Source organism: Faecalibacterium sp. BCRC 81149, assembly GCF_022750605.1.
Classification (GTDB): Bacteria; Bacillota; Clostridia; order Oscillospirales; family Ruminococcaceae; genus Faecalibacterium; species Faecalibacterium duncaniae.
This window is the reverse complement of sequence record NZ_QXJA01000012.1, coordinates 1-18,881: the sequence shown is the minus strand read 5'-3', so window position 1 is coordinate 18,881 and position 18,881 is coordinate 1. Positions and strand designations below refer to the sequence as shown.

Genomic DNA, 18,881 nt, shown 5'->3' with positions numbered 1-18,881 from the left:
GCTTGTCTTTTTTCGACTGGTCGGGTGCGTTTTTTCATAACGGCATCCCCTCTCAGACGCTTTGCACCTGAAAAGGGATGCCGCCTAAGGAGTACATATCCATGAAACGATTTTTGTTGTGGGTCGTTGGTGTCATTCTGGGCGTTGCCGTGCTGCTGGGCGCGGTGATGACCGTGAGCTATTCCTTTACCGGCGAGGGTTCCCGCCCGGCGGCAGACACGCAGTTCGGCGGGCAGACGCTGGAAGTGAACGGCTCCTGCTGGCAGGTGCCGCTGCTGGGCGGCGTGTTCGATAAGGTGTTCACCAGCCCGGAGACCCTGACTGTGCAGAAACTGGGCGTGCTGTATGACGCACACCCGGCCCTCGCCCTGCCCGATTGGGCCAGCTACACCACCCTGACCATTGAAACCGACATCGGCAGCATCGTGTTTGCTGGGTCGGCCTCTCAGTACGAGGACTTTCTCTTCCCTGCCAACGGGGATTACAAGGCAAAGCTGACGGTCTGGCGGCTGCCGCAGGACTATCTTGCCACCCAGTTTGAGGGCGGTGCCACCGGTGCCATCCGCAGGAACCTGGGCGTGGAGCACCCGGCCAAACCCACGGGCTGGTACAGCTACTCCTTCCGGTTCACCCTGCAGGCCAGCGCGGAGGTCGCCCTTTCCACCGAGCGGCTGGAGCAGGGCGGTGTGGCGGCGCTTTCCATCACCGGCCTGACCGGCGAGACCGCTCCCGCCGTGGAGACCGACCTGGGCAGCGTTCAGTGCGTCCGGCTGGGCAGCGGCTGGCGTGCCTACATCCCCGCCGCCTACAACGCTTCGGCGGGTGGGCACACGGTCAACGTTACCGTCAACGGCGAAACCTTTGCCCGGACGCTGACCGTTCTGCCCAAGGATTTCGGCACCGTGGAGGTGGAGCCGGAACCTGCATCCACCGAGGCTGCCAACACCGAGTTCCGGAACAACATCTGGCCCCTGTACGAGCAGCCCGTGCGGGAAAAACTCTGGGCCGGTGCTTTCCTCTGCCCGGCAGAAAACTACATGACGCTGGTGGATTTCGGTCAGGTCAAGGTGACCGGCGGCCAGCAGGGCAGCCGCTCCAACTCCACCCGGCTCTACACCATCCCCGGTGAGCCCTGCCGTGCCCCGGCGAATGGCGTGGTGGTGTTTGCAGGCGATCTGGCTCTCACCGGCAGCACCGTGGTCATCGACCACGGCTGCGGCGTGCGCAGTTATCTGTATGGCCTGCAGGAGCTCTCCGTGACCCGCGGCCAGACCGTGGAGCGGGGGCAGGCTGTCGGCGTGCTGGGCGAGGAGCTGACCATGGATTTCAAACTCGGCAGCAAGAGCGTGAACCCCTGGCCCCTGTTCCAGACCAGCGGCGGATTATTCTGGCAGGAGAAGGGCTGAGCCTGCAAAAAATTTGCAGAAACCTGTAACGCTTTCTCCTTTTCTGCGTTATTGGGGTGAAAGGCCATGAAAAAGGAGGGCAAAATACGATGAAAACGAATTGTGATATCATCCGTGACCTGCTGCCGCTGTATGCGGAGCACATCACCAGCGAGGCCACCAACGCACTGGTGAAAGAACATCTGGCCGAATGTGAAGCCTGCCGCGCCGAGCTGGAACAGATGGAGCAGCCGGTGCCGGTACGGCCGGAAGCGCAGCCGGATGCGCCCCTGCGCAGGATCAGGGCCGCCCTGCAAAGAAGGAGCATCCGTGCTGCAATCGGCTCCGTGCTGGCTGCCCTGTGCGCTCTGGCAATGATATTCTGGATGGGCACTGCCCGCATCCCGGCCACCGCAGAGCAGGCTCAGTTCTGGACCTACAACCGCAAAGAGAATGGAGCAGACATCTGCATTCTGGAAGTGCAGGGCGAGGGTGTCTGGCTGGATATGGACGGCACCTTCAGCTGGGGCAAGCCGCAGATCACTGTGCGGGCCATGCGCTACCGCTTTCCGGGCGTGCATCGGGTACTGACAGCCCTGGTGGATTCTGATCGATCCACTGTATGGGTCATGGTGTCTCGCACCCAGCTGCTGACCGTGGACTGCGCAGACCAGACCCTGTACTACCGCGATGGACAGCTGGTAGACCGCTACATCGTGCAGGAAAACCCGGACGGTACCTTCGACTACGCCTACGGCACCGACCAGGAATACGGCATCGACTATAAGAAGGGCTGAGCCTATGGACATCGACAGCATTTACCGGCTCTACTTCCGGGATGTGTTTCTGTTCCTGCAGGGCCTGGCCCACAACGAAGCGCTGGCCGAAGAACTGACACAGGAGACTTTCTTCAAGGCACTGGACGGCCTGAAGGACTACGACGACCGGCAGGATGTACGGGCGTGGCTGTTCACGGTGGCCCGCAACGCCTATTATTCCCACTGCCGCCGGACAAAGCACACTGCCCCGCTGGAAGATGCCGAAACCGCCCCCGCCGACACGCCGGACATTGCCCAGCTGCTGGTCGATCAGGATGCGGCATTCACCGTGCATCAGTGTCTGCACACGCTGGACGAGCCTTACAAAGAGGTGTTCAGCCTCCGGGTATTCGGCGAGCTGCCCTTTGAGCGCATCGGGCTGATCTTCGGCCACAACGCCGCATGGGCCCGGGTGACCTACTACCGGGCCAAGACCCAGCTGCAGAAGATGCTTTCCTCTTCCACCTGACATTCCCTATCACAGCAGAACACCCCCGCGCCTTTGGGCCGAGGGTGTTCTTTTTGAAATACAAAAAACGGCTCTGCCGAAGCAGAGCCGTAAAGATACATCTGAAATAAATCAGCGCTTGGAGAACTGAGGTGCATCGCTGGCAGGGCTGCGCCCTGCACGCGATGCTTGAGCAAAGATTTTTAGCGCCACCGGCTCGCCCCTTGCGGGGCAACCGCCGGAGATGCGCAGTCGTGCTCCCCAGTTCTCCGGGAAAGCAGGCAACAAAAAACGGCTCTGCCGAAGCAGAGCCGTAAAGATACATCTGAAATAAATCAGCGCTTGGAGAACTGGGGTGCACGACGTGCAGCCTTCAGACCGTACTTCACGAAACCGAAGCTCGATTTTGCTTGATTTTACGCGGTTTTTCAAGCTTTTTGCTCTTCGTCCACCAGTTCTTAAACCCACGATTTTGTAGGCTTTTGTCGGATTTTAACCCTAATCTTTTTTTGATGTGTCGATTGCTCTGTTGATCACCCCATGTAATTGGGCAGGTTTATTATACTTGACTTTGGCGTAAATGTCCATAGTCACCTTGCTGTTTTCGTGTCCGGCAAGATACTGTACGGTTTTAGGATCAACCGAAGCATAAATCAGATTCGTGATATAAGTGTGACGCAATTGATGCGGTGTCACTTGAAAATCCATCGTATATACCAACTTCGGATTGTTCGGCTGATGCTCACCAAGCTTCGGCTTTACCACATGCTTAATCTTCTGCTCATTCACATAGGTGTAATAGCAGCGTTCTTCCGTAGAACGAACTGCTATGTACTTCCACACCCTCACGAACTGGGATTCAGCCAGAGCGTTACCATTCCTGTCAGAGATCACATATTCCGATTTTGACTTTTCTTTTGCCTCTTTCAAACATTCCACCAGCTTGCCCGGAATAGGAATGTCCCTTTTAGCTGCTGGCGTTTTTAATTCTGTTGAAATTACCGGACGATTATTCACAGAACGCCATGCTCGCCGTACCGAAATATATGGAGTGGCTTCATCCAGGAAAACACAATCCCATCGCAGTGCAAGAATTTCTTCCCGCCGCAACCCTGCGTACAACCCAATCATTACGAAGACATACGGTGGTAATCCCCTGATTGTATCCAGAAGAATTTTCACCTGCTCATCCGTCAATGCCTTCTTTTCCTGCTTTGGTGTTCCGCCTTTTGCGGAAAGCGACGCAGCCGGATTATAACTGATGATTTTGCTTTCTTCTGCTGAATAGAAAACACATTTGATCAGCATATTCATTTTGCTGTACAGGGAAGCTGATTGCTTGGAGATTGGCACCAGCAGCAAGCGAAGGTCATCGGTCGTCACTTCGTCCATATACATATCTCCAATAGCGCCAATAATATATTTTCTTATCGTGCGCTCATATCCACTCAATGTGTTTTCTCGCACACTCGCCGAGCGCATCTTCAACCATTTTTCGCAATACTCAGCTACTGTCGGGTTATTCTTCCGGAATATTTCATCCTCAATACTGCGCTTCATCTCAATGGATTTATCGTACAGCTCTTCAGGAGTCTGTGCATATAGCGAAATCCATTTTCCATCCGCATCCTGCATTCGTGTTCTGTAATATTGAACGCCCCTCTTCATAATTGTTCCATATTCCGGCACTACTTTTTTTCTTGCCATTATTGCTTCCTCCATTTTCTTGATATATCCAAATTGATCTTTGCTCTTTAATTATCCAGAATGCTGCTCCGGTTCTCAAGGATGTCGGCTATATGTAAAAAGAGCAGGGATTATCCCTACTCTTTTTGATCTCATTCATGAAACTGTCTGGCCTATTCTGCATCCCACAGTGTAAAGGTATCCTCTAATATACCCGCCAGTTCATCCGGTCGGTTATACTTTGCCTTTGCATAAATGTCCATCGTTATCTTGCTGTTCTCATGACCGGCAAGATATTGAACTGTTTTAGGATCAACCGATGCGTGAATAAGATTTGTAATATAAGTATGCCGCAGCAAATGTGGTGTCACTTCAAAGTCTAAGCTATAAACCACCTTTCCATTATGCGCAGCTCTTTCGCCCAGCACTGGTTTCACCGTATGCTTCACTCGTTTTCCATTCTCATAACGGTAGTAGCTCCGTTCCTTTACAGTTCTGGTCACAATATACTGCCAGAGCCTCTTAAACTGCGTATATGAAAGCGGTTCGCCCTCGTTGTTCGCAACAACATAGTCTGATGTGGAATTCTCCTTTGCTTCTCTCAGGCATTTCGCCAGGCAATCAGGAAGCGGTACATCTCGATGAGCAGCCTTTGTTTTCAGTTCAGACATTATTATCGGTCGATTGTGCTCTGTATGCCAAGCTCTGCACACTGTCAAATACGGTGCTGCTTCATCCAGAAAAACTGAATCCCACTGCAATGCAAGAATTTCTTCTCGCCGAAGCCCCGCATACAAACCAAGCATCACAAATACATACGGTGGTAATCCTCTTATCGCATCCAGCAATCTCTCCACCTGATCATCAGTCAAAGGGTTTTTCTCTTTTTGAGGAACGCCCCCGTTCTTTCCAGACAAATAAATTGTAGGATTGTCCTGAATCACTTTGCTTTCCTTTGCCGCCGCAAAGATGCTCTTATAAAGTATATTGACCGATTTGTACACAGACGCTGATTTTTTGGATACCGGAACCAGTGCCAGACGAATATCATCCGCTGTAACATCTGCTATATTCATATGACCCAGAGGCTTTATAATATGCCGGTTTACTTTCGATGTGTAATCCGTCAACGTAGTGGCTCTTACCTGTGCGGATTGTAACAACAGCCACTTTTCGCAATACTCCTTTACTGTGGGGGATGATCTACGAAAAGTATTATCCTCAATCTGCTCTCTCGCTTCGAGCACTTTATCATATAATTCTTCACGGGTTCTGCCATACAACGCCACCCGCTTTCCATCAGCATCCTCAATTCGAGTCCGGTAATATTCCTTACCCGCCATGATGACGGTTCCGTACTGAGGAATCGCATATCTTTTTCTTGCCATCTTCGACACCTCCAAACTTTTAGCTGATATATTCATTATTGCGAATAACCTGCCAATACTCAACGATGTCGAATTCCGCTCCTGGCTGTTCTCTTCTTTCGGAAAGTCGGATTGTTATCCTTCGGCCTTGCACGATGTGTAGACCTTGCAATATACTCCTGAAGTCCAACTTCAGTAAAATAAACACAGCCATTCTCAACATACTGAACGTAAGTGATCAGCCCTTCCATTCTTGCATGATCCAAGGTGTCCAGGCTAATCCCCAACATCTCAGCGGCTTCTTTACGCTTAATCAATTTATCCACCATCAAAATTCACTTCCTTTCGGCATTTGCCTTGTCTTTTTTTCTCCGCCTGTTCCGGAATATAATATCCAAGCTGCACTTTCACAGCTTCATCAATTCCGCGCATCTGTCCCTTACTTACCTTGCCGAGATACCGAATCACACAGGTCTTATCACATGTATCAAGCTGCTCCGCCAATACCATCGAAGATCTTGCCAGCCCTTTTGCCTTCCGAAGGAAATAATGTGTTGGCTGGCTTCTTTTCTTTTGAATCTTCGTTGTCAGAGGAGCAACCGTAATCGTCGGCGAATAAAAGTTGCCGACATCGTTCTGAAGAACCACTACCGGACGAACACCGCCCTGCTTTGATCCTATCGGAACACCAAGATTGGCAAGGTAAATATCTCCTCGCCGGTAAACCCAGTTTTCTTTCATCTGGTTGCCTCCAATCCCATAATCATCTATGGATAAAAGCTGACAAAAAATAATACAACTGCTTTATTCTGACAGCTTTTCTTAAAATATGGTTTCTCTGTACTTTTTCTTGGTACCCCAGAGATCGGGGATTTCTCACAAGCGGCAGTGTGCTTCACTGCTCCATTGGAATTTAACCATCCCGCCTTCTTTATGGCCGGACCGCGAATTACGGAAGTATCATTGTCCCTGACAGGCTTTTACACCACCGTCGGTTGCAATCCGACATTTGCTGCTGCGATTCCGCTTCGCCCCTGTTGGGCATCATGGCGTGCAGTCGAAGGCTCGTTCTGTCAGTAATGTACTTGGAGAATGAGTATTCAATTTTCATAGTTCATCAGCCTTGTTGCCTTAGCTGTAAAGTAAGTATAAAAGAATGCGGTTTTACATAACACGCCGGAAACTGCGACTTTGCCCACCTAATTTTGCGAGTTCACATCAGTGCTTCCTGAAGCTGCGTAATGGCATCCTGCACTCTCTTTTTCAACGCATCCACATCCTGTCTCTTGCCAATAATCAGATAATCCAGCGTTACTCCAAAGAATTCCGAAAACAGAATCATGTCGTTATAAGATGCCGATATTACTCCGCGCTCAATTTTTGAAATGCGTTTTGCATCAATATCAATCGCCTCAGCCAGAGCCTCCTGCGTATACCCTTTTGATTTGCGCAGCTCTTGAATTCTTGCTCCACATACATGCTGATCGTAATACATACTTTCTCCTTCCGCACAGCCGGTACAGAACCGGACCAACGGAAGGTCAAAAAAGGAGCCGCATGACGGTGAAGAAAAAATCCTGTGCCGATAAAACAGAACATGGGTATTCCATAATTCTGTCTCATGCGGCATTCGGAAGACTTCGCCTGTCAGCGGCTCCACAGCACAGCTATGACTTATAAAATTGTGTTAATAGGGTTATTTATTGTCATCTCAACCATTCAGAGACGAATAGTAGAGCTGCAATCTCCGTAATCTTCTCATCTCCAAAACATTGAAGACGGTCTCACGTCCGCAGGCCTTGCATTTGGTCTGCACATGTCCTCTGGTATCCTCAAAGACGATGATTGAATTATGTCGGCAATAAGGACACCTGACAATCCTGGGCTTTTGCGAAGCAATCGCATCCTTTGCCCGGATGATTTTAATCTGCATTTCCGCAGATGGTTCCGATACTCTGATATTCCTGCTCATGGCCACACCTCCAATGGATCACGATATTCATAATCCTTTTTCCGGTTCAGATAGCCCAGTTGTTCCAAGCGGATAGCAGCTGCCGATCTCGAAACGCCAAAGACACCACAGAAAGTATCTATCTTCACCTGGTCTTTGTTATAAAAACGCCATCCATAACATGTCAGAGGCTTTCTGCTGTTGATGAACCACATCGCCCGATCCACTTCTAACTGGGGCATCAGGATGGCAGCTCCCAGCGAATTGGCCTGCCACTCGTTCCAATCTTCCTGCGTTCTCAGAACGCGGGAACCTTTTTTCCTCACTTCCGGTCTCTTATGGCAGGCTATCTTTCGGTCATCGGCATCCAGCTGAAACAATATCTGGTGAGCGCACTCATGTGCCAGCGTAAATCTGCGTTTTCCGCAGAGTTTCCGAATATTCTCTGGTTCAATGAAACTCTTGTCCAGAACCACATCATTAGTTTTCAGGAAGATGCTCCTCTGACTTCCATCAACCTCTATCTGATATTCTGTATCCACATACGCGGTCAGACCATAGATGCTTCCGTCCGAGGACAACTTTTGAAATGACACCTTCAGGTTCAGATAATCGGATGCAAACTGGTCAATGGGTGTCGGAAGCGCAAATCTTGCCGGATCATCTGCTTCGCTGCCGAAAAAGGACTTTTGAAAATCTCTTATCACTGCAACAGCGATTTCTTCTATTTTTTTCTGTGAAAGGATCATAGGCACTGCTCCTTTGCCTCAACGAACCATTTTTCATCTTCGTTGAACAGAAAACTCTCATGCCCACCGATCATGACCGTATAACGAATTCCGCAGCCGCCCACTTTCGTGGAAGAAGCTCGGCACTTATGCTTCAATCGGTCGATCTCATACACCCGTCCGTCAATCCATCGAATTAGGCGCGGGCGAATATTTCCCTCTGCATCCACATCTAAGTTCACAGGTACATATACTTTTCTACATTTCTGTTCCGACATATTCTACGCTCCTCCTCTGTAAACCGGCGAATGTGTTGACTTCTTTTAGCAAAGAACTCACCAGATTCTACCGGTGCTGTATTAACCAATCATTCCTGTCGGCATAACCAAATCCACTTTTCGCTCTGTCGGCATCTTGCTTTTCTGAAAAAGTACCCCATTTTTAATCGCATCTTTCCCAAATCGGAATCGAATCTGCTCAATCGCTGCGTCCAGCCGTTCCTGGCGATCCAGTGATTTCACGTCGGTGAATAGGTCGTATTGTATCGGACAATCCTCTTCAAACAGGTTGATTGCCCGAACCGTCACTGAACGAATCGGATGCTCCCACTGATAGTTCTTTGCAAACAGTGCAAATGCGGTTTTCGCCAGATAGGTAGGGCTTTGTGTCGGAATACCAATCCGGCACTGCCACTCTTTCGTGTAAAGCTCGTTGTTGCGGATGGAAATCGCTATTCCGCCAGCTTTCTTTTTATGTGCTCGCAGCTTGGTTCCGATCTCCTGCACCAGTTCCAGCATGACACACCAGACTTCGGCGTTATTCTCCAAATCCTGCATGGTCGTTATTCCGTGCCCAATGCTCTTTACTGGGGAGACATAATCGGAACGCATAACCGGCGAATCATCCAGTCCATTGGCATATTTCTTAATCGCCAGTCCATTCTTTCCAAGGCGGCACTTCAAGAAATCATCCGATGTTGCAGCAAGCTCTCCAATGGTATGAATCCCATAACCGGACAGAACCTTCTCGGTCGCTCTGCCGACTCCAAGCAAGTCAGAGGCGGGAAGACACCAAATCTTCTCCTGGAACGAATCTGCTTCGATGCAGGTAATCGCATCCGGCTTTTTCATATCCGACCCAAGCTTGGCAAAAATCTTATTGAAGCTCACTCCTGCGGAAATCGTAAGTCCCAATTCAAACTTAACCGTTCTGCGAATCTCATCTGCGATTTCAAATCCGGTTCCCATGCAGCCGCTTCCGGTCACATCCAGCCAGCATTCGTCCATCCCATACGGCTCGATCTGATCGGTATAGCGACCGTATATCCCACGAGCCAGCTTTGAAAACTTCATATATTGCTCATAGTGCGGCTCCACGATCACAAGATCCTGGCACTTCTGCTTTGCTTGCCAGATTGCCTCTCCCGTGGAAACGCCAAACGCCTTTGCTGCGTAGTTCTTCGCAAGTACGATACCATGCCGTTCCTCCACAGAACCACACACTGCCACCGGCTTGTTCTTCAGTTCCGGATTCAGCATACACTCGACAGAGGCATAGAAATTATTCATATCACAGTGAAGAATCACTCTTTGCATCCTGTATTCCTCCTCTCCGTTCGTGAAAGCACGAACAACTTTTCACGAACGCATTGACACACAGCATTTCTTGTGATACTATAATTACACGAATTGTATTTCGTGTTTTCATCGTCATTATAGCAAGCACAGTTTTTCGTGTCAATAGGTTTTTATGAAAAAGTGTTCGTGTTCGTTATCAAAAAAGAAAGAGGTATTTCTATGGTCTTCAAAGAAAGGTTGAAAGAAAAAAGAACAGAAGCCAATTTAACTCAGGTAGAACTTGCAGAGAAGGCCGGTGTAACCGCCCGCACAATTCAGAATTATGAGCTTGGCAGCCGCAAACCATCCAATATGGTTACGATCCAGAAGATTGCGGATGCGCTGAATACTACTACTGAGTACCTGCTGGGAAGCAGCGGCACCTATGTCGTAGAAGCTCATGAAAAAGGCGGCGCAAAAGCAGCGAAAGATATTGAAGAACTGGTCAGCGAAGTGACCGGTATGTTCGCTGGCGGCGAATTAAGCGAAGATGCCATCGAAGGAGCTTATAAAGCTCTGACCGATGCCTACTGGATTGCCAAAGAGAACAATAAAAAATACGCCCCGAAAACGAGGCGTAAAAAATCCGATCAGTGATATGTATCGTACACACTTTTCGCTATACTGTAAACTGGAGGTGGTATGATGAATGCGGAACAGCTTTCACGGGTCGGTGAGAAACTGGTAAAACGCTGCGGTTCCAGAGACCCTTTTGAAATTGCAAGGCAGCTTGGTATCAATGTCATGCTTTGCGAAAATTTCGGTTCCCTGAAGGGAATGTACCGGGTGATTAAGCGAAATCGCTTTATTTTCCTGAATAACAGTCTGGATGAAAATATGCTGCGCATCGTGTGCGCACATGAATTAGGGCATGATCAGCTTCACCGGAATATGGCGAAAACCACCCCGATTCATGAGTTCATGCTCTACGATATGAAATCCAAACCGGAATATGAAGCGAACATCGTAGCAGCAGAGATTCTGATGGACAGCGATGAAGTCCTTCGTTACATCTATGAGTATGGATACACAGCCGAGCAGATCGCCAGTGCGATGTCCACCGACATCAATCTGGTTGCGCTGAAGGTAGCGCACCTGGCTACACTTGGCTATAATCTGCACGCGCTGGAACACAAGAGCAACTTTTTGAAATAACGTACCTTTGAGGAGTCTGGACTGGCTCCTCTTTTTTGTTGCACAAATTGTGCAGGCGGTGCTTGCACAATTATCAACCTAACATCTGCATTCCATACAATCTCGATATTGTCCTCCTGTTGTTCTGCGTTATGCTTTCTCCGTGCATTTTCGTATTATTTATTCTGCCATCTGACTTCGCCCTTGGACAGAAGCGGATAACAGATCAGCTGATCTGAATCCAGATTTTCCGCATGCATGTCAACCGCTGTGATCTGATGATTATCATAAGTCGTATAATAGTAAATACCTTTTGCTGTATTACAACAGGACGTGTATATCGTGATCTCATATTTGCCTTCTGTCACCTCACAGCATCCACGCTGCTGATCTACGGATCCTAAGATATGGAAGAACTGACTTACACTCTCATCCTCTTCTTCACCGGAGATCGAATTTAATTTTGTAAAGGCAACTTTCACAAATCTTGACTGGCTGGAAAGATCTCCAGGTATTCCCATTCCACCCATTCCTCTGCTATATGCATCAAGCTGTAATACTCCTGCAAAAGTACTCTCCGGCTGTTTTCTGGATACTCCGGCATAATTATTCAGTGCAAACATCTGACTCGGGAATGGTGGATTATTGGTAAGCACTCCTACCGGATTATCATATACATGCAGCCCATCTTTCATAGACTCAACAACGATACAGGAGTCTTTGTCTGCAATGATCCAGTGAAGCTGTGCTGTCGGCAGCTGTTCACTGAATGCTGTACCTGTCAGTCTCATTGCTGCCAGCTTCTCTCTCGCCTCTGCTACAGTAGCACACTGTGTAAGGATCCATGGGATGAACTCGAACTGTGCCACCTGGCTGACTTCTGTTTCATCTTCCGGCAAAGCCTCTTCATATGCCGCATTGCCGACAAAATTAAGACCTGCCATTCCAAGGCCTTTTTCATTAACAGCATCATAATAAAGCGGATAACCTTCTGCAACAAATGCCATTCCGATCAAAGCATAATGGCTTTTTATCTTCCCGGCAAACCGGAAATCAAATTCGTAATTTCTTGGCGTTATCGTGATCTGTTCCCCATAGGAAAATTCATAATCAAGCGTTCTGCCCATATAAAAATCTTTTGTTTTGTAAGTTGCTGCTGTACACATATCGAACACCTCTTCTTTCTGCTATAATAGTCCTGCAAACAATCTCATAAACAACTGTCCGAGCCATAAATATGCACTCCGTCCTGTGCGGTACTTTTCGGTCACTTCCCTGCATTCATTCGAGGATTTTTCTTTACACAATAACTCCATATAATTACCGGAATCAGACAAAGCCGAAAAAAGAAAGAAGATTAGGAACCGTAATAATTCTATTCAAATTTTCTTCCTGATTCACTTCACTCTGCATGTACGGTCACCTCACTTTCCTTTTTTTAGGCATAAACCAATAAAATATAACACAAAATGCTAAAGCAAACACAACACCAAAAACATTTTGACTCACTCTAAGACCAACCGCTCCTTGTAGTCCATATGTCTCTGCAGCAATGGCTAAAGCACCAAATGTGTTAAATACTGCCTGCCAGCCATATTGTGCTGAAAATCCTACACCGATTCCACCAAGAATTCCTATATATGCATAGATTGACGAAGGAAGCAGAAAATATAATACTGTAAAACATATAACACCTGCAATATTTCCGACAATCCTTTTACGGACTCTGTAGTGCATATCTTCCATAGACGGCAAAATCACGGACATGGCCGCAATACCAGCCCACATTGCACGTGGCATATTACAAAGTTCTGCAATGCAAAGGACAATCGGTACGCATAAAATCTGACATATCTGCCATTTTGTTCTGGAAGAAGTGATATCAAATTCTTGTATCAGATCTTTCAGATTTCTTTTATAAGTTCTGTTTTTATGATTTCGATAAAATACGAAGCAGGTAAGTGCTGCACCTAAAGCCATTCCGACTAATCGCATCTGATAGCTTTTTCCCGTAACATCATAACCATATAGCAGCAGATACCCAAGAACCAATGTAGATTGATTAAACATGGATGGATTATGGCATCCGAACAGAATCAACACAGCCAGTGCCGCAATATTTAACAGCATTCCCAATACCGGTGAAAACTGATTTGCTAAATGCGGACATACAGTCATAATTACAAAGAACAAAGCCAAAAGCATCGTAGATTGTCCGGTGTGAATCCCCAGATCCGCATTCCTAAACACCATGAGACATAATAAGACTACTACACCTACAATGCTGTTCTCATTTCCAAATAGGATGCTGAAAATACTAACAAAGAAAAAACAAAATGCCATTGTAGCAGCTATCTTCACCAGATATACCCACATATGATATAGTTTTTCTTTTAGTGTTTCACTCTTTTTCAACAGGTTTTTAGAACCTGCCTGATTTAACTGCAACTCCTGATAAAATGTCATATAAATCCTCCCATCTTCTAATTTATCTTAAAACTAGATAATCTCATCTTTCTGCTTTGGCAGCTCTATAACAAATCTGCATCCACCATATTCACGGTTTTCTGCTTTGATTGTTCCTCCGGCACTATCTACAATCCGTTTTACAAGTGCAAGACCTAGGCCATTTCCTTCTGCTTTATGAGATCCATCTACCTGATAGAACTTGTCAAATATTCTGGATTTTACATCATCCTCTATTCCTGGTCCTTCATCTTCCAGAATGAACTTAACAGAATCCTGTTCTTGTTTCAGAAACATCGTAATTGTCCCCTTTGAAGGGCTGAACTTAATCGCATTATCTAAAAGATTTATCCAGATATGCATAAAAAGTCCTTCATTCGCAGTATATTTAACTTCCTCCAATTCTACCTGAAAACCAATTTCTTTTTCTGTCCATTTTGTTTCCAATGAAAGAACTGCCTGGCGGATCTGTTCATCCAGACGATATTCTGTTTTTTTCATTGGTATATTCTGATTCTCTAACTTGGATAACAGCAAAATATTACCAACCAATCCGGAAAGTCTTTGGGTGTTAAATAAGATTTTTTCTACATATTCCTCTTGATCCGGAGACAGTTCTTCTCCCTGAAGCAGCATTGTATATCCTTCAATGGCATTAATCGGGGTCTTAAACTCATGAGAAACATCAGATACAAAATCCATCTGCAGCACCTCTGTTGCACGAAGTTCTTTTGTCATAACGTTAAAACTTTGATAAGATTCTCCAACTTCTGCTATACGGCTATTCGTTTCCAAATGCTGTTCAAAATCTCCCCGAGAAACTTCCTTCATTGCTTTACTAAGTCTTGTAATTGGTTCTAGTAACTTTGCATTAATAAAGGAAGTGATCAGCCCTGCAATCAATGTATTGAAAATCAAAAGCCAGCCAAGCACAGGTATGCTGCCCGGCAGATTAAAAAAATGATTCAAAAAAGCAAATAATAAAGCAGATATGACTGTTGAAAATACAAGTGCCAGCCAGATTGCACCAGTCAGACAGGATCGAATCCGCAATCCTTTTTCTTTCTTTTGTTCCATTATTTTTTCACCACCTTGTATCCAATTCCACGCATTGTTACGATTTCAAAATCAGGGTTATCTTTCAAACGCTCCCTGATTCTTCCTATATGTACCTCTATCGTATGTGGGTCTGCCTCCGTCTCGTATCCCCATACTTCATCCATCAACTGTTGTTTTGTAAATATTCTGCCTGGCGAAGCTGCAAGCTTATATAAAAGCAGGAATTCTTTTTTAGGCAAAACAAGACTTTCCTTATCAGTTGTAACCGTCATTGCATCATAATCAAACTCTGTTGAACCGATCACAATTTTGTGTTCATTCAGTATCTGTGCACGGCGAAGCAGTGCTCCGACTCTTAAAACCATTTCATTCACATTTACCGGTTTTACCATATAATCGTCACTTCCCGAAAGAAATCCCTGGCGCATATCATCAAAGGAACCTTTCGCAGTGATCATAAGTACAGGTATCTGATATCCTGCTGAACGGAGTTCCGACACCAGTTCATAACCATCCATAACCGGCATCATAATATCAGAAATGATCAGATCAATATATTCCTTAACCAATACGTCTAATGCCTGTGCTCCATCCGATGCACTTTTGACTTGATATCCATTCTTCTCAAGCACTTTTTGGAATAGCTGGCTTAATTCTTTATCATCTTCTACAATCAATATTTGAAACACGTTTTCCTTCCTCCTTATTAAAACAGATACCTTGCCCATCCAAGCAGATGCTGTACCAAAAATATTTTTCTCTGACGTTTCTTTGTTAATTCGATTGGCTCTACATGATATGGATCACGATAGGTTCCATCTTCCAATACCTGGCGGGACACTCTTTCATATTCCATCATGCCCTCTTCCAACTGTTTATTAATATCTTTACTGCGAATTACAAGCATCAGTTCCGTATCCAGATATGCACTTCTCATGTCCATATTAAAGGAACCGATTACAGACAGATCATCGTCAATCAGAATACTTTTTCCGTGGTATGAATAACCGCCTTCATATTCCCAGATATTAATTCCTGTACTTAAGATTCTATTTCTGTTTTTCGCATAATCGGCAGCTCCAAATGGATTTCCATTGTTGGCAACCGAATTGGTCATGATAGAAAAATCCGGAACTCTCTCCGCAATCTCTTTCCATGTATTAGACATCATATCATTGCAGATAATATATGGTGTATGAATTTTCACGCGCTCTTTTGCATTTTTCATTAGTTCTCCCAGTTGATACCAGACTACTGGTTCCTTGGGACCTGTGTGGATAGGATTTGACACTAATGCAATCTTTTCTGTCTCAAAAGTTTCGTCCGTGTAATCGGTATCGCAGATTCTTTCCTTATTCTCTTCAAAATATTTCTGATAGCCGTTCTGCAGCTCTAAAACTGCGTTCTTTACAGATTTTCTATTTGCCAGTTTTTTATTGTCATGAAAATAACCACTGTCTTCTTGTTCCCATATCGTTTCAAAATACTCTAACAACTGATTAACTGAATTTTCTTTCTCAGGTTCATCGCAAACCACTAACACATCTCTGTCATAGTTCTTATGTCCCAGAAAATCACCCAAGAAATAATTGTATGTATTTCTTCCACCAAGAATATATGTCTTACCATCTGCAATCAAATATTTATCATGCATTCTCCCCATCATCTTCCATGGTTTCAACGGATTGGCCTTATTATACAGTTTAATTTCAACATTCTCATGGGAAGATAATCCATAGAAATACGGATTTCCTTCCATATCAATCCAGCTCTCCATTCCATCTACTAACAGACGAATATGTACACCTCTGTCTGCCGCATCATGCAGTGCTCCTAAGATCAATTTTCCACTTTCATCGGATTGAAATGCAAAAGTAGAAAGAATAATTTCCTTTTTTGCATTCTTGATCAAACGCACTCTTTGTAAAAGCGCTTCTGGATTCTTTTCTATGATTACTGCCCGTTCTGTATTTTCACTGCATTCGTTCCATGACCCATTTTTTGTTTCTTTTTTGGTTGTATTGGACACTTCCGGCTGCTTTTTATATGCAACGCAGATTCCGAGCAATTCATAAAAAACCACACATAAAAATTTGACAGTATAGCAAAAACAATTTTAAATATCTTACGTTTTCCCATCGCACATCACCTGACTTTTTTCATCTTATGTCTATACAATACAAAGTCAGCCTCAATTTAACCTCAACAAGGTTTGTTTTTTTCATCCATGCAAAATCTTCTTTGTACAACAGACTGTTAGATATAGCAAAAACGGCCTTTCAAAAACAGTTAACTTCTAAATCAACTGTTTTTTGAAAGGTCGTTTCATCAAATTCTTATAGCAATCCAGCAAATAATCTCATAAATAATTGTCCCAGTCGCAAATATGCACTTCGTCCGGTTTGATATTGGTCTGTCACATCACGACATTCTCCCATCGTTCTTATCAGATCATTTTTTATTTCCACAACTGCCTGACAATCTGCCATAAAACAGCCGTTTTCAAAATGGTGATATAAACTTCGATAATCCAAATTAATTGTTCCACAAGTTGCCATACAGTCATCTGCCACACTCATTTTTGCATGACAGAAACCAGGAGTCCACTCATAAACACGAACACCATGTTTAACTAATCCATGATAAAAAGAACGAGTTACATTATAAATGAATTTTTTATCAGGGATACCAGGTGTGATAATTCTTACGTCTACCCCTCGCTTAGCAGCCAGACATAACGCATGCGTCATTTCATCTGTTATGATTAGATATGGAGTCATAAACCAACAATATTTTTCAGCTTTATTTATCATACTGATATAAACTTCTTCTCCGACCTGCTCATTATCCATAGGACTGTCTGCATAAGGCTGAACAAAACCTGTTTGCTGTGCTTTATAATCGTAATGAATAATGTATTTACTAAAATCAGTATCATTCGTAGCTTTTTCACTAACAGCATTCCACATTTCTAAAAATGTCACTGTAAGCGACTGAACAGCATCTCCTTCTAAACGAATACCTGTATCTTTCCACTGTCCATACGGGTGTGTGTAATTAAAATATTCGTTTGCTAGATTATATCCACCTGTAAATCCGACTTTTCCATCAATAACTGTTATTTTTCTATGATCACGATTGTTCAAAAACAGATTTAAACCTGGCATAAACGGATTGAATACACGGCAATGAATTCCTATTGTCTCCATTTTTTTCACAAAATCTGTGTTAATAAAGCCTATAGAACCCATGTCATCGTAGAATACTCTAACTTCCACACCTGCTTTTACTCGCTCTTCCAGAACATCTTGAATCTTATGCCATGCTTCAGCGTCTTCTATCGCATGATATTCCATAAAAATAAACTTTTGTGCTTTCTCCAAATCCTTAAGCTGTGCCTCTAATCCTTTCACTGCTTCATCAAAATACACAATATCCGTATTCTGATAGATTGGATACTGCGAATTTCTTTGTATGTAACTTGCTATATTTCCTGCTTTCGGAATTGTTTCTTTTATTCTGCTCAAACACTCCTGACTGTCCGGAAGCATTGGTAACAATTTGCTATCAATTTCTGCATACCGCTCACGCATTTTATGTGTGCCACCATTCAAACCAATCAACAAATACAGGCCTACACCCATAATTGGGAAAATTAGAATTAAGATGACCCAAGGCATTTTCATAGAGGATGTCTTATTTGATGCGTACAATCCCAAAACCAAGATCCCACTCAAAATCCTTGTAAATAAATTTATGACTTCTGCATATTCATTCAAGCGTGTTACGATAGTAATAATAAAAATCACTTCCAGAAGAATGCAGATTATGGAAAAACACAGCCGTTTTACCCCATTTTTTGTTTTTGCTTTGCCCTCTAAAGTATCTTGTTTCATATATATTCCGCCTTCCTACTTGCTCAGTTTTCTCCCTAAATTTCGTGGAACATACCAATTTTGTCTTTTATTCTCTGCATTTCATTACACCGGACTGGATAAGTTTGGTGCGGATGTCCTCATACAGTGAAATAATTTGATACTTACAAGTATATTCCAAATAGTCAGAATTGCAATAGGTACGCAGATCACCTCGAAAGTCCGGTCACATCTGCGAAATAGTATAAAAGTCAGTATGCTTCATCCGGTTCGGTAGGTGCTGCGGTAATATCGCGGTAGAAAGTGGCCCATGCAGCTTCCTCATAGGGGCGTACAAAAAAGAAGCCA

General features: G+C 44.9%; 17 protein-coding genes and 3 pseudogenes. 5 read left to right on the top strand and 15 right to left on the bottom strand.

Features of this window, described 5'->3' with window-relative positions; all coding sequences use genetic code 11:
- The first annotated feature begins 101 nt into the window (after positions 1-101).
- The 3 genes from D3F01_RS12360 to D3F01_RS12350 all read left to right on the top strand — a co-directional run bounded on the left by D3F01_RS12360 (position 102) and on the right by D3F01_RS12350 (position 2,672).
- Positions 102-1,406 carry a M23 family metallopeptidase gene (locus D3F01_RS12360; RefSeq protein ID WP_242888972.1) on the top strand — a complete coding sequence of 435 codons (1,305 nt, stop codon included), beginning with the start codon at positions 102-104 and terminating at the stop codon, positions 1,404-1,406.
- Positions 1,407-1,495: 89 nt separating this feature from the next.
- Positions 1,496-2,182 (top strand): zf-HC2 domain-containing protein, encoded by a 687-nt coding sequence (locus D3F01_RS12355; protein WP_242888970.1) that lies wholly within the window; start codon positions 1,496-1,498, stop codon positions 2,180-2,182.
- Between the two features lie 4 nt (positions 2,183-2,186).
- Entirely contained in the window at positions 2,187-2,672 is a 486-nt protein-coding gene (locus D3F01_RS12350; RefSeq protein WP_242888968.1) for a sigma-70 family RNA polymerase sigma factor, read from the top strand.
- 477 nt (positions 2,673-3,149) lie between these two features.
- Here the strand turns inward: D3F01_RS12350 and D3F01_RS12345 are convergent, their stop codons facing one another.
- The 8 genes from D3F01_RS12345 to D3F01_RS12310 all read right to left on the bottom strand — a co-directional run bounded on the left by D3F01_RS12345 (position 3,150) and on the right by D3F01_RS12310 (position 9,978).
- A complete protein-coding gene (locus D3F01_RS12345) occupies positions 3,150-4,358 on the bottom strand; it encodes a site-specific integrase (protein WP_117526388.1) in 1,209 nt (402 codons plus the stop codon).
- A 152-nt stretch (positions 4,359-4,510) separates the two neighbouring features.
- The gene (locus D3F01_RS12340; protein ID WP_117526387.1) at positions 4,511-5,725 is read right to left on the bottom strand and encodes a site-specific integrase; all 1,215 of its coding nucleotides are present in this window, start codon (positions 5,723-5,725) and stop codon (positions 4,511-4,513) included.
- Positions 5,726-5,784: 59 nt separating this feature from the next.
- Positions 5,785-6,030, bottom strand: coding sequence for a DNA-binding protein (locus D3F01_RS12335; protein ID WP_117526447.1), 246 nt, complete (start codon positions 6,028-6,030; stop codon positions 5,785-5,787).
- Positions 6,023-6,445, bottom strand: a complete 423-nt coding sequence (locus D3F01_RS12330) for a type II toxin-antitoxin system PemK/MazF family toxin (protein ID WP_013274262.1) — start codon at positions 6,443-6,445, stop codon at positions 6,023-6,025. Before D3F01_RS12330 ends, D3F01_RS12335 begins: the two co-directional genes overlap by 8 nt.
- A gap of 472 nt (positions 6,446-6,917) precedes the next feature.
- Complete coding sequence (locus D3F01_RS12325) at positions 6,918-7,199, bottom strand: helix-turn-helix transcriptional regulator (protein WP_013274263.1); 282 nt, start codon at positions 7,197-7,199, stop codon at positions 6,918-6,920.
- Positions 7,200-7,672: 473 nt separating this feature from the next.
- Positions 7,673-8,404, bottom strand: coding sequence for an ImmA/IrrE family metallo-endopeptidase (locus tag D3F01_RS12320; RefSeq protein WP_008396551.1), 732 nt, complete (start codon positions 8,402-8,404; stop codon positions 7,673-7,675).
- On the bottom strand, positions 8,401-8,661 hold the full coding sequence (locus D3F01_RS12315) for a hypothetical protein (RefSeq protein ID WP_008396548.1): 261 nt from the start codon (positions 8,659-8,661) through the stop codon (positions 8,401-8,403). The genes D3F01_RS12320 and D3F01_RS12315 overlap by 4 nt, the downstream gene beginning before the upstream one ends.
- An 81-nt stretch (positions 8,662-8,742) precedes the next feature.
- Complete coding sequence (locus tag D3F01_RS12310) at positions 8,743-9,978, bottom strand: DNA polymerase IV (protein ID WP_008396547.1); 1,236 nt, start codon at positions 9,976-9,978, stop codon at positions 8,743-8,745.
- A 201-nt stretch (positions 9,979-10,179) separates the two neighbouring features.
- On the opposite strand from D3F01_RS12310, the gene D3F01_RS12305 reads away from it, so the two are divergent.
- Positions 10,180-10,596, top strand: a complete 417-nt coding sequence (locus D3F01_RS12305) for a helix-turn-helix transcriptional regulator (RefSeq protein ID WP_002576372.1) — start codon at positions 10,180-10,182, stop codon at positions 10,594-10,596.
- Between the two features lie 48 nt (positions 10,597-10,644).
- The gene (locus tag D3F01_RS12300) at positions 10,645-11,154 is read left to right on the top strand and encodes an ImmA/IrrE family metallo-endopeptidase (protein ID WP_002576373.1); all 510 of its coding nucleotides are present in this window, start codon (positions 10,645-10,647) and stop codon (positions 11,152-11,154) included.
- 155 nt (positions 11,155-11,309) lie between these two features.
- Here D3F01_RS12300 and bsh read toward each other — a convergent pair whose 3' ends face one another.
- The 7 genes and pseudogenes from bsh to cls all read right to left on the bottom strand — a co-directional run bounded on the left by bsh (position 11,310) and on the right by cls (position 18,554).
- A complete protein-coding gene (gene bsh / locus D3F01_RS12295; RefSeq protein WP_008396540.1) occupies positions 11,310-12,299 on the bottom strand; it encodes a choloylglycine hydrolase in 990 nt (329 codons plus the stop codon).
- Between the two features lie 116 nt (positions 12,300-12,415).
- Positions 12,416-12,546 (bottom strand): annotated as a pseudogene (locus tag D3F01_RS12290) (CDP-alcohol phosphatidyltransferase family protein); the annotation flags it as partial.
- Positions 12,536-13,599: pseudogene (locus D3F01_RS12285) on the bottom strand (FUSC family protein). The pseudogenes D3F01_RS12290 and D3F01_RS12285, both read right to left, overlap by 11 nt.
- A gap of 33 nt (positions 13,600-13,632) precedes the next feature.
- Positions 13,633-14,676 (bottom strand): HAMP domain-containing sensor histidine kinase, encoded by a 1,044-nt coding sequence (locus D3F01_RS12280; protein ID WP_005929825.1) that lies wholly within the window; start codon positions 14,674-14,676, stop codon positions 13,633-13,635.
- Complete coding sequence (locus D3F01_RS12275; RefSeq protein ID WP_117526385.1) at positions 14,676-15,386, bottom strand: response regulator transcription factor; 711 nt, start codon at positions 15,384-15,386, stop codon at positions 14,676-14,678. Before D3F01_RS12275 ends, D3F01_RS12280 begins: the two co-directional genes overlap by 1 nt.
- Positions 15,365-16,797 (bottom strand): annotated as a pseudogene (locus tag D3F01_RS12270) (phospholipase D family protein). Before D3F01_RS12270 ends, D3F01_RS12275 begins: the two are co-directional and overlap by 22 nt.
- Positions 16,798-16,994: 197 nt before the next feature.
- Complete coding sequence (cls, locus tag D3F01_RS12265; RefSeq protein WP_005921174.1) at positions 16,995-18,554, bottom strand: cardiolipin synthase; 1,560 nt, start codon at positions 18,552-18,554, stop codon at positions 16,995-16,997.
- Positions 18,555-18,881: the final 327 nt, after the last annotated feature.

Bases quoted from the DNA above. Each gene is read 5' to 3' on its own strand.
- D3F01_RS12340 (WP_117526387.1), bottom strand. From the start codon at position 5,725: ATGGCAAGAAAAAGATATGCGATTCCTCAGTACGGAACCGTCATCATG.
- D3F01_RS12330 (WP_013274262.1), bottom strand. From the start codon at position 6,445: ATGAAAGAAAACTGGGTTTACCGGCGAGGAGATATTTACCTTGCCAAT.
- D3F01_RS12300 (WP_002576373.1), top strand. From the start codon at position 10,645: ATGAATGCGGAACAGCTTTCACGGGTCGGTGAGAAACTGGTAAAACGC.
- bsh (WP_008396540.1), bottom strand. From the start codon at position 12,299: ATGTGTACAGCAGCAACTTACAAAACAAAAGATTTTTATATGGGCAGA.
- D3F01_RS12350 (WP_242888968.1), top strand. From the start codon at position 2,187: ATGGACATCGACAGCATTTACCGGCTCTACTTCCGGGATGTGTTTCTG.
- D3F01_RS12345 (WP_117526388.1), bottom strand. From the start codon at position 4,358: ATGGCAAGAAAAAAAGTAGTGCCGGAATATGGAACAATTATGAAGAGG.
- D3F01_RS12360 (WP_242888972.1), top strand. From the start codon at position 102: ATGAAACGATTTTTGTTGTGGGTCGTTGGTGTCATTCTGGGCGTTGCC.
- D3F01_RS12280 (WP_005929825.1), bottom strand. From the start codon at position 14,676: ATGGAACAAAAGAAAGAAAAAGGATTGCGGATTCGATCCTGTCTGACT.
- D3F01_RS12305 (WP_002576372.1), top strand. From the start codon at position 10,180: ATGGTCTTCAAAGAAAGGTTGAAAGAAAAAAGAACAGAAGCCAATTTA.
- D3F01_RS12355 (WP_242888970.1), top strand. From the start codon at position 1,496: ATGAAAACGAATTGTGATATCATCCGTGACCTGCTGCCGCTGTATGCG.
- D3F01_RS12325 (WP_013274263.1), bottom strand. From the start codon at position 7,199: ATGTATTACGATCAGCATGTATGTGGAGCAAGAATTCAAGAGCTGCGC.
- D3F01_RS12320 (WP_008396551.1), bottom strand. From the start codon at position 8,404: ATGATCCTTTCACAGAAAAAAATAGAAGAAATCGCTGTTGCAGTGATA.
- D3F01_RS12315 (WP_008396548.1), bottom strand. From the start codon at position 8,661: ATGTCGGAACAGAAATGTAGAAAAGTATATGTACCTGTGAACTTAGAT.
- cls (WP_005921174.1), bottom strand. From the start codon at position 18,554: ATGAAACAAGATACTTTAGAGGGCAAAGCAAAAACAAAAAATGGGGTA.
- D3F01_RS12310 (WP_008396547.1), bottom strand. From the start codon at position 9,978: ATGCAAAGAGTGATTCTTCACTGTGATATGAATAATTTCTATGCCTCT.
- D3F01_RS12275 (WP_117526385.1), bottom strand. From the start codon at position 15,386: ATGGGCAAGGTATCTGTTTTAATAAGGAGGAAGGAAAACGTGTTTCAA.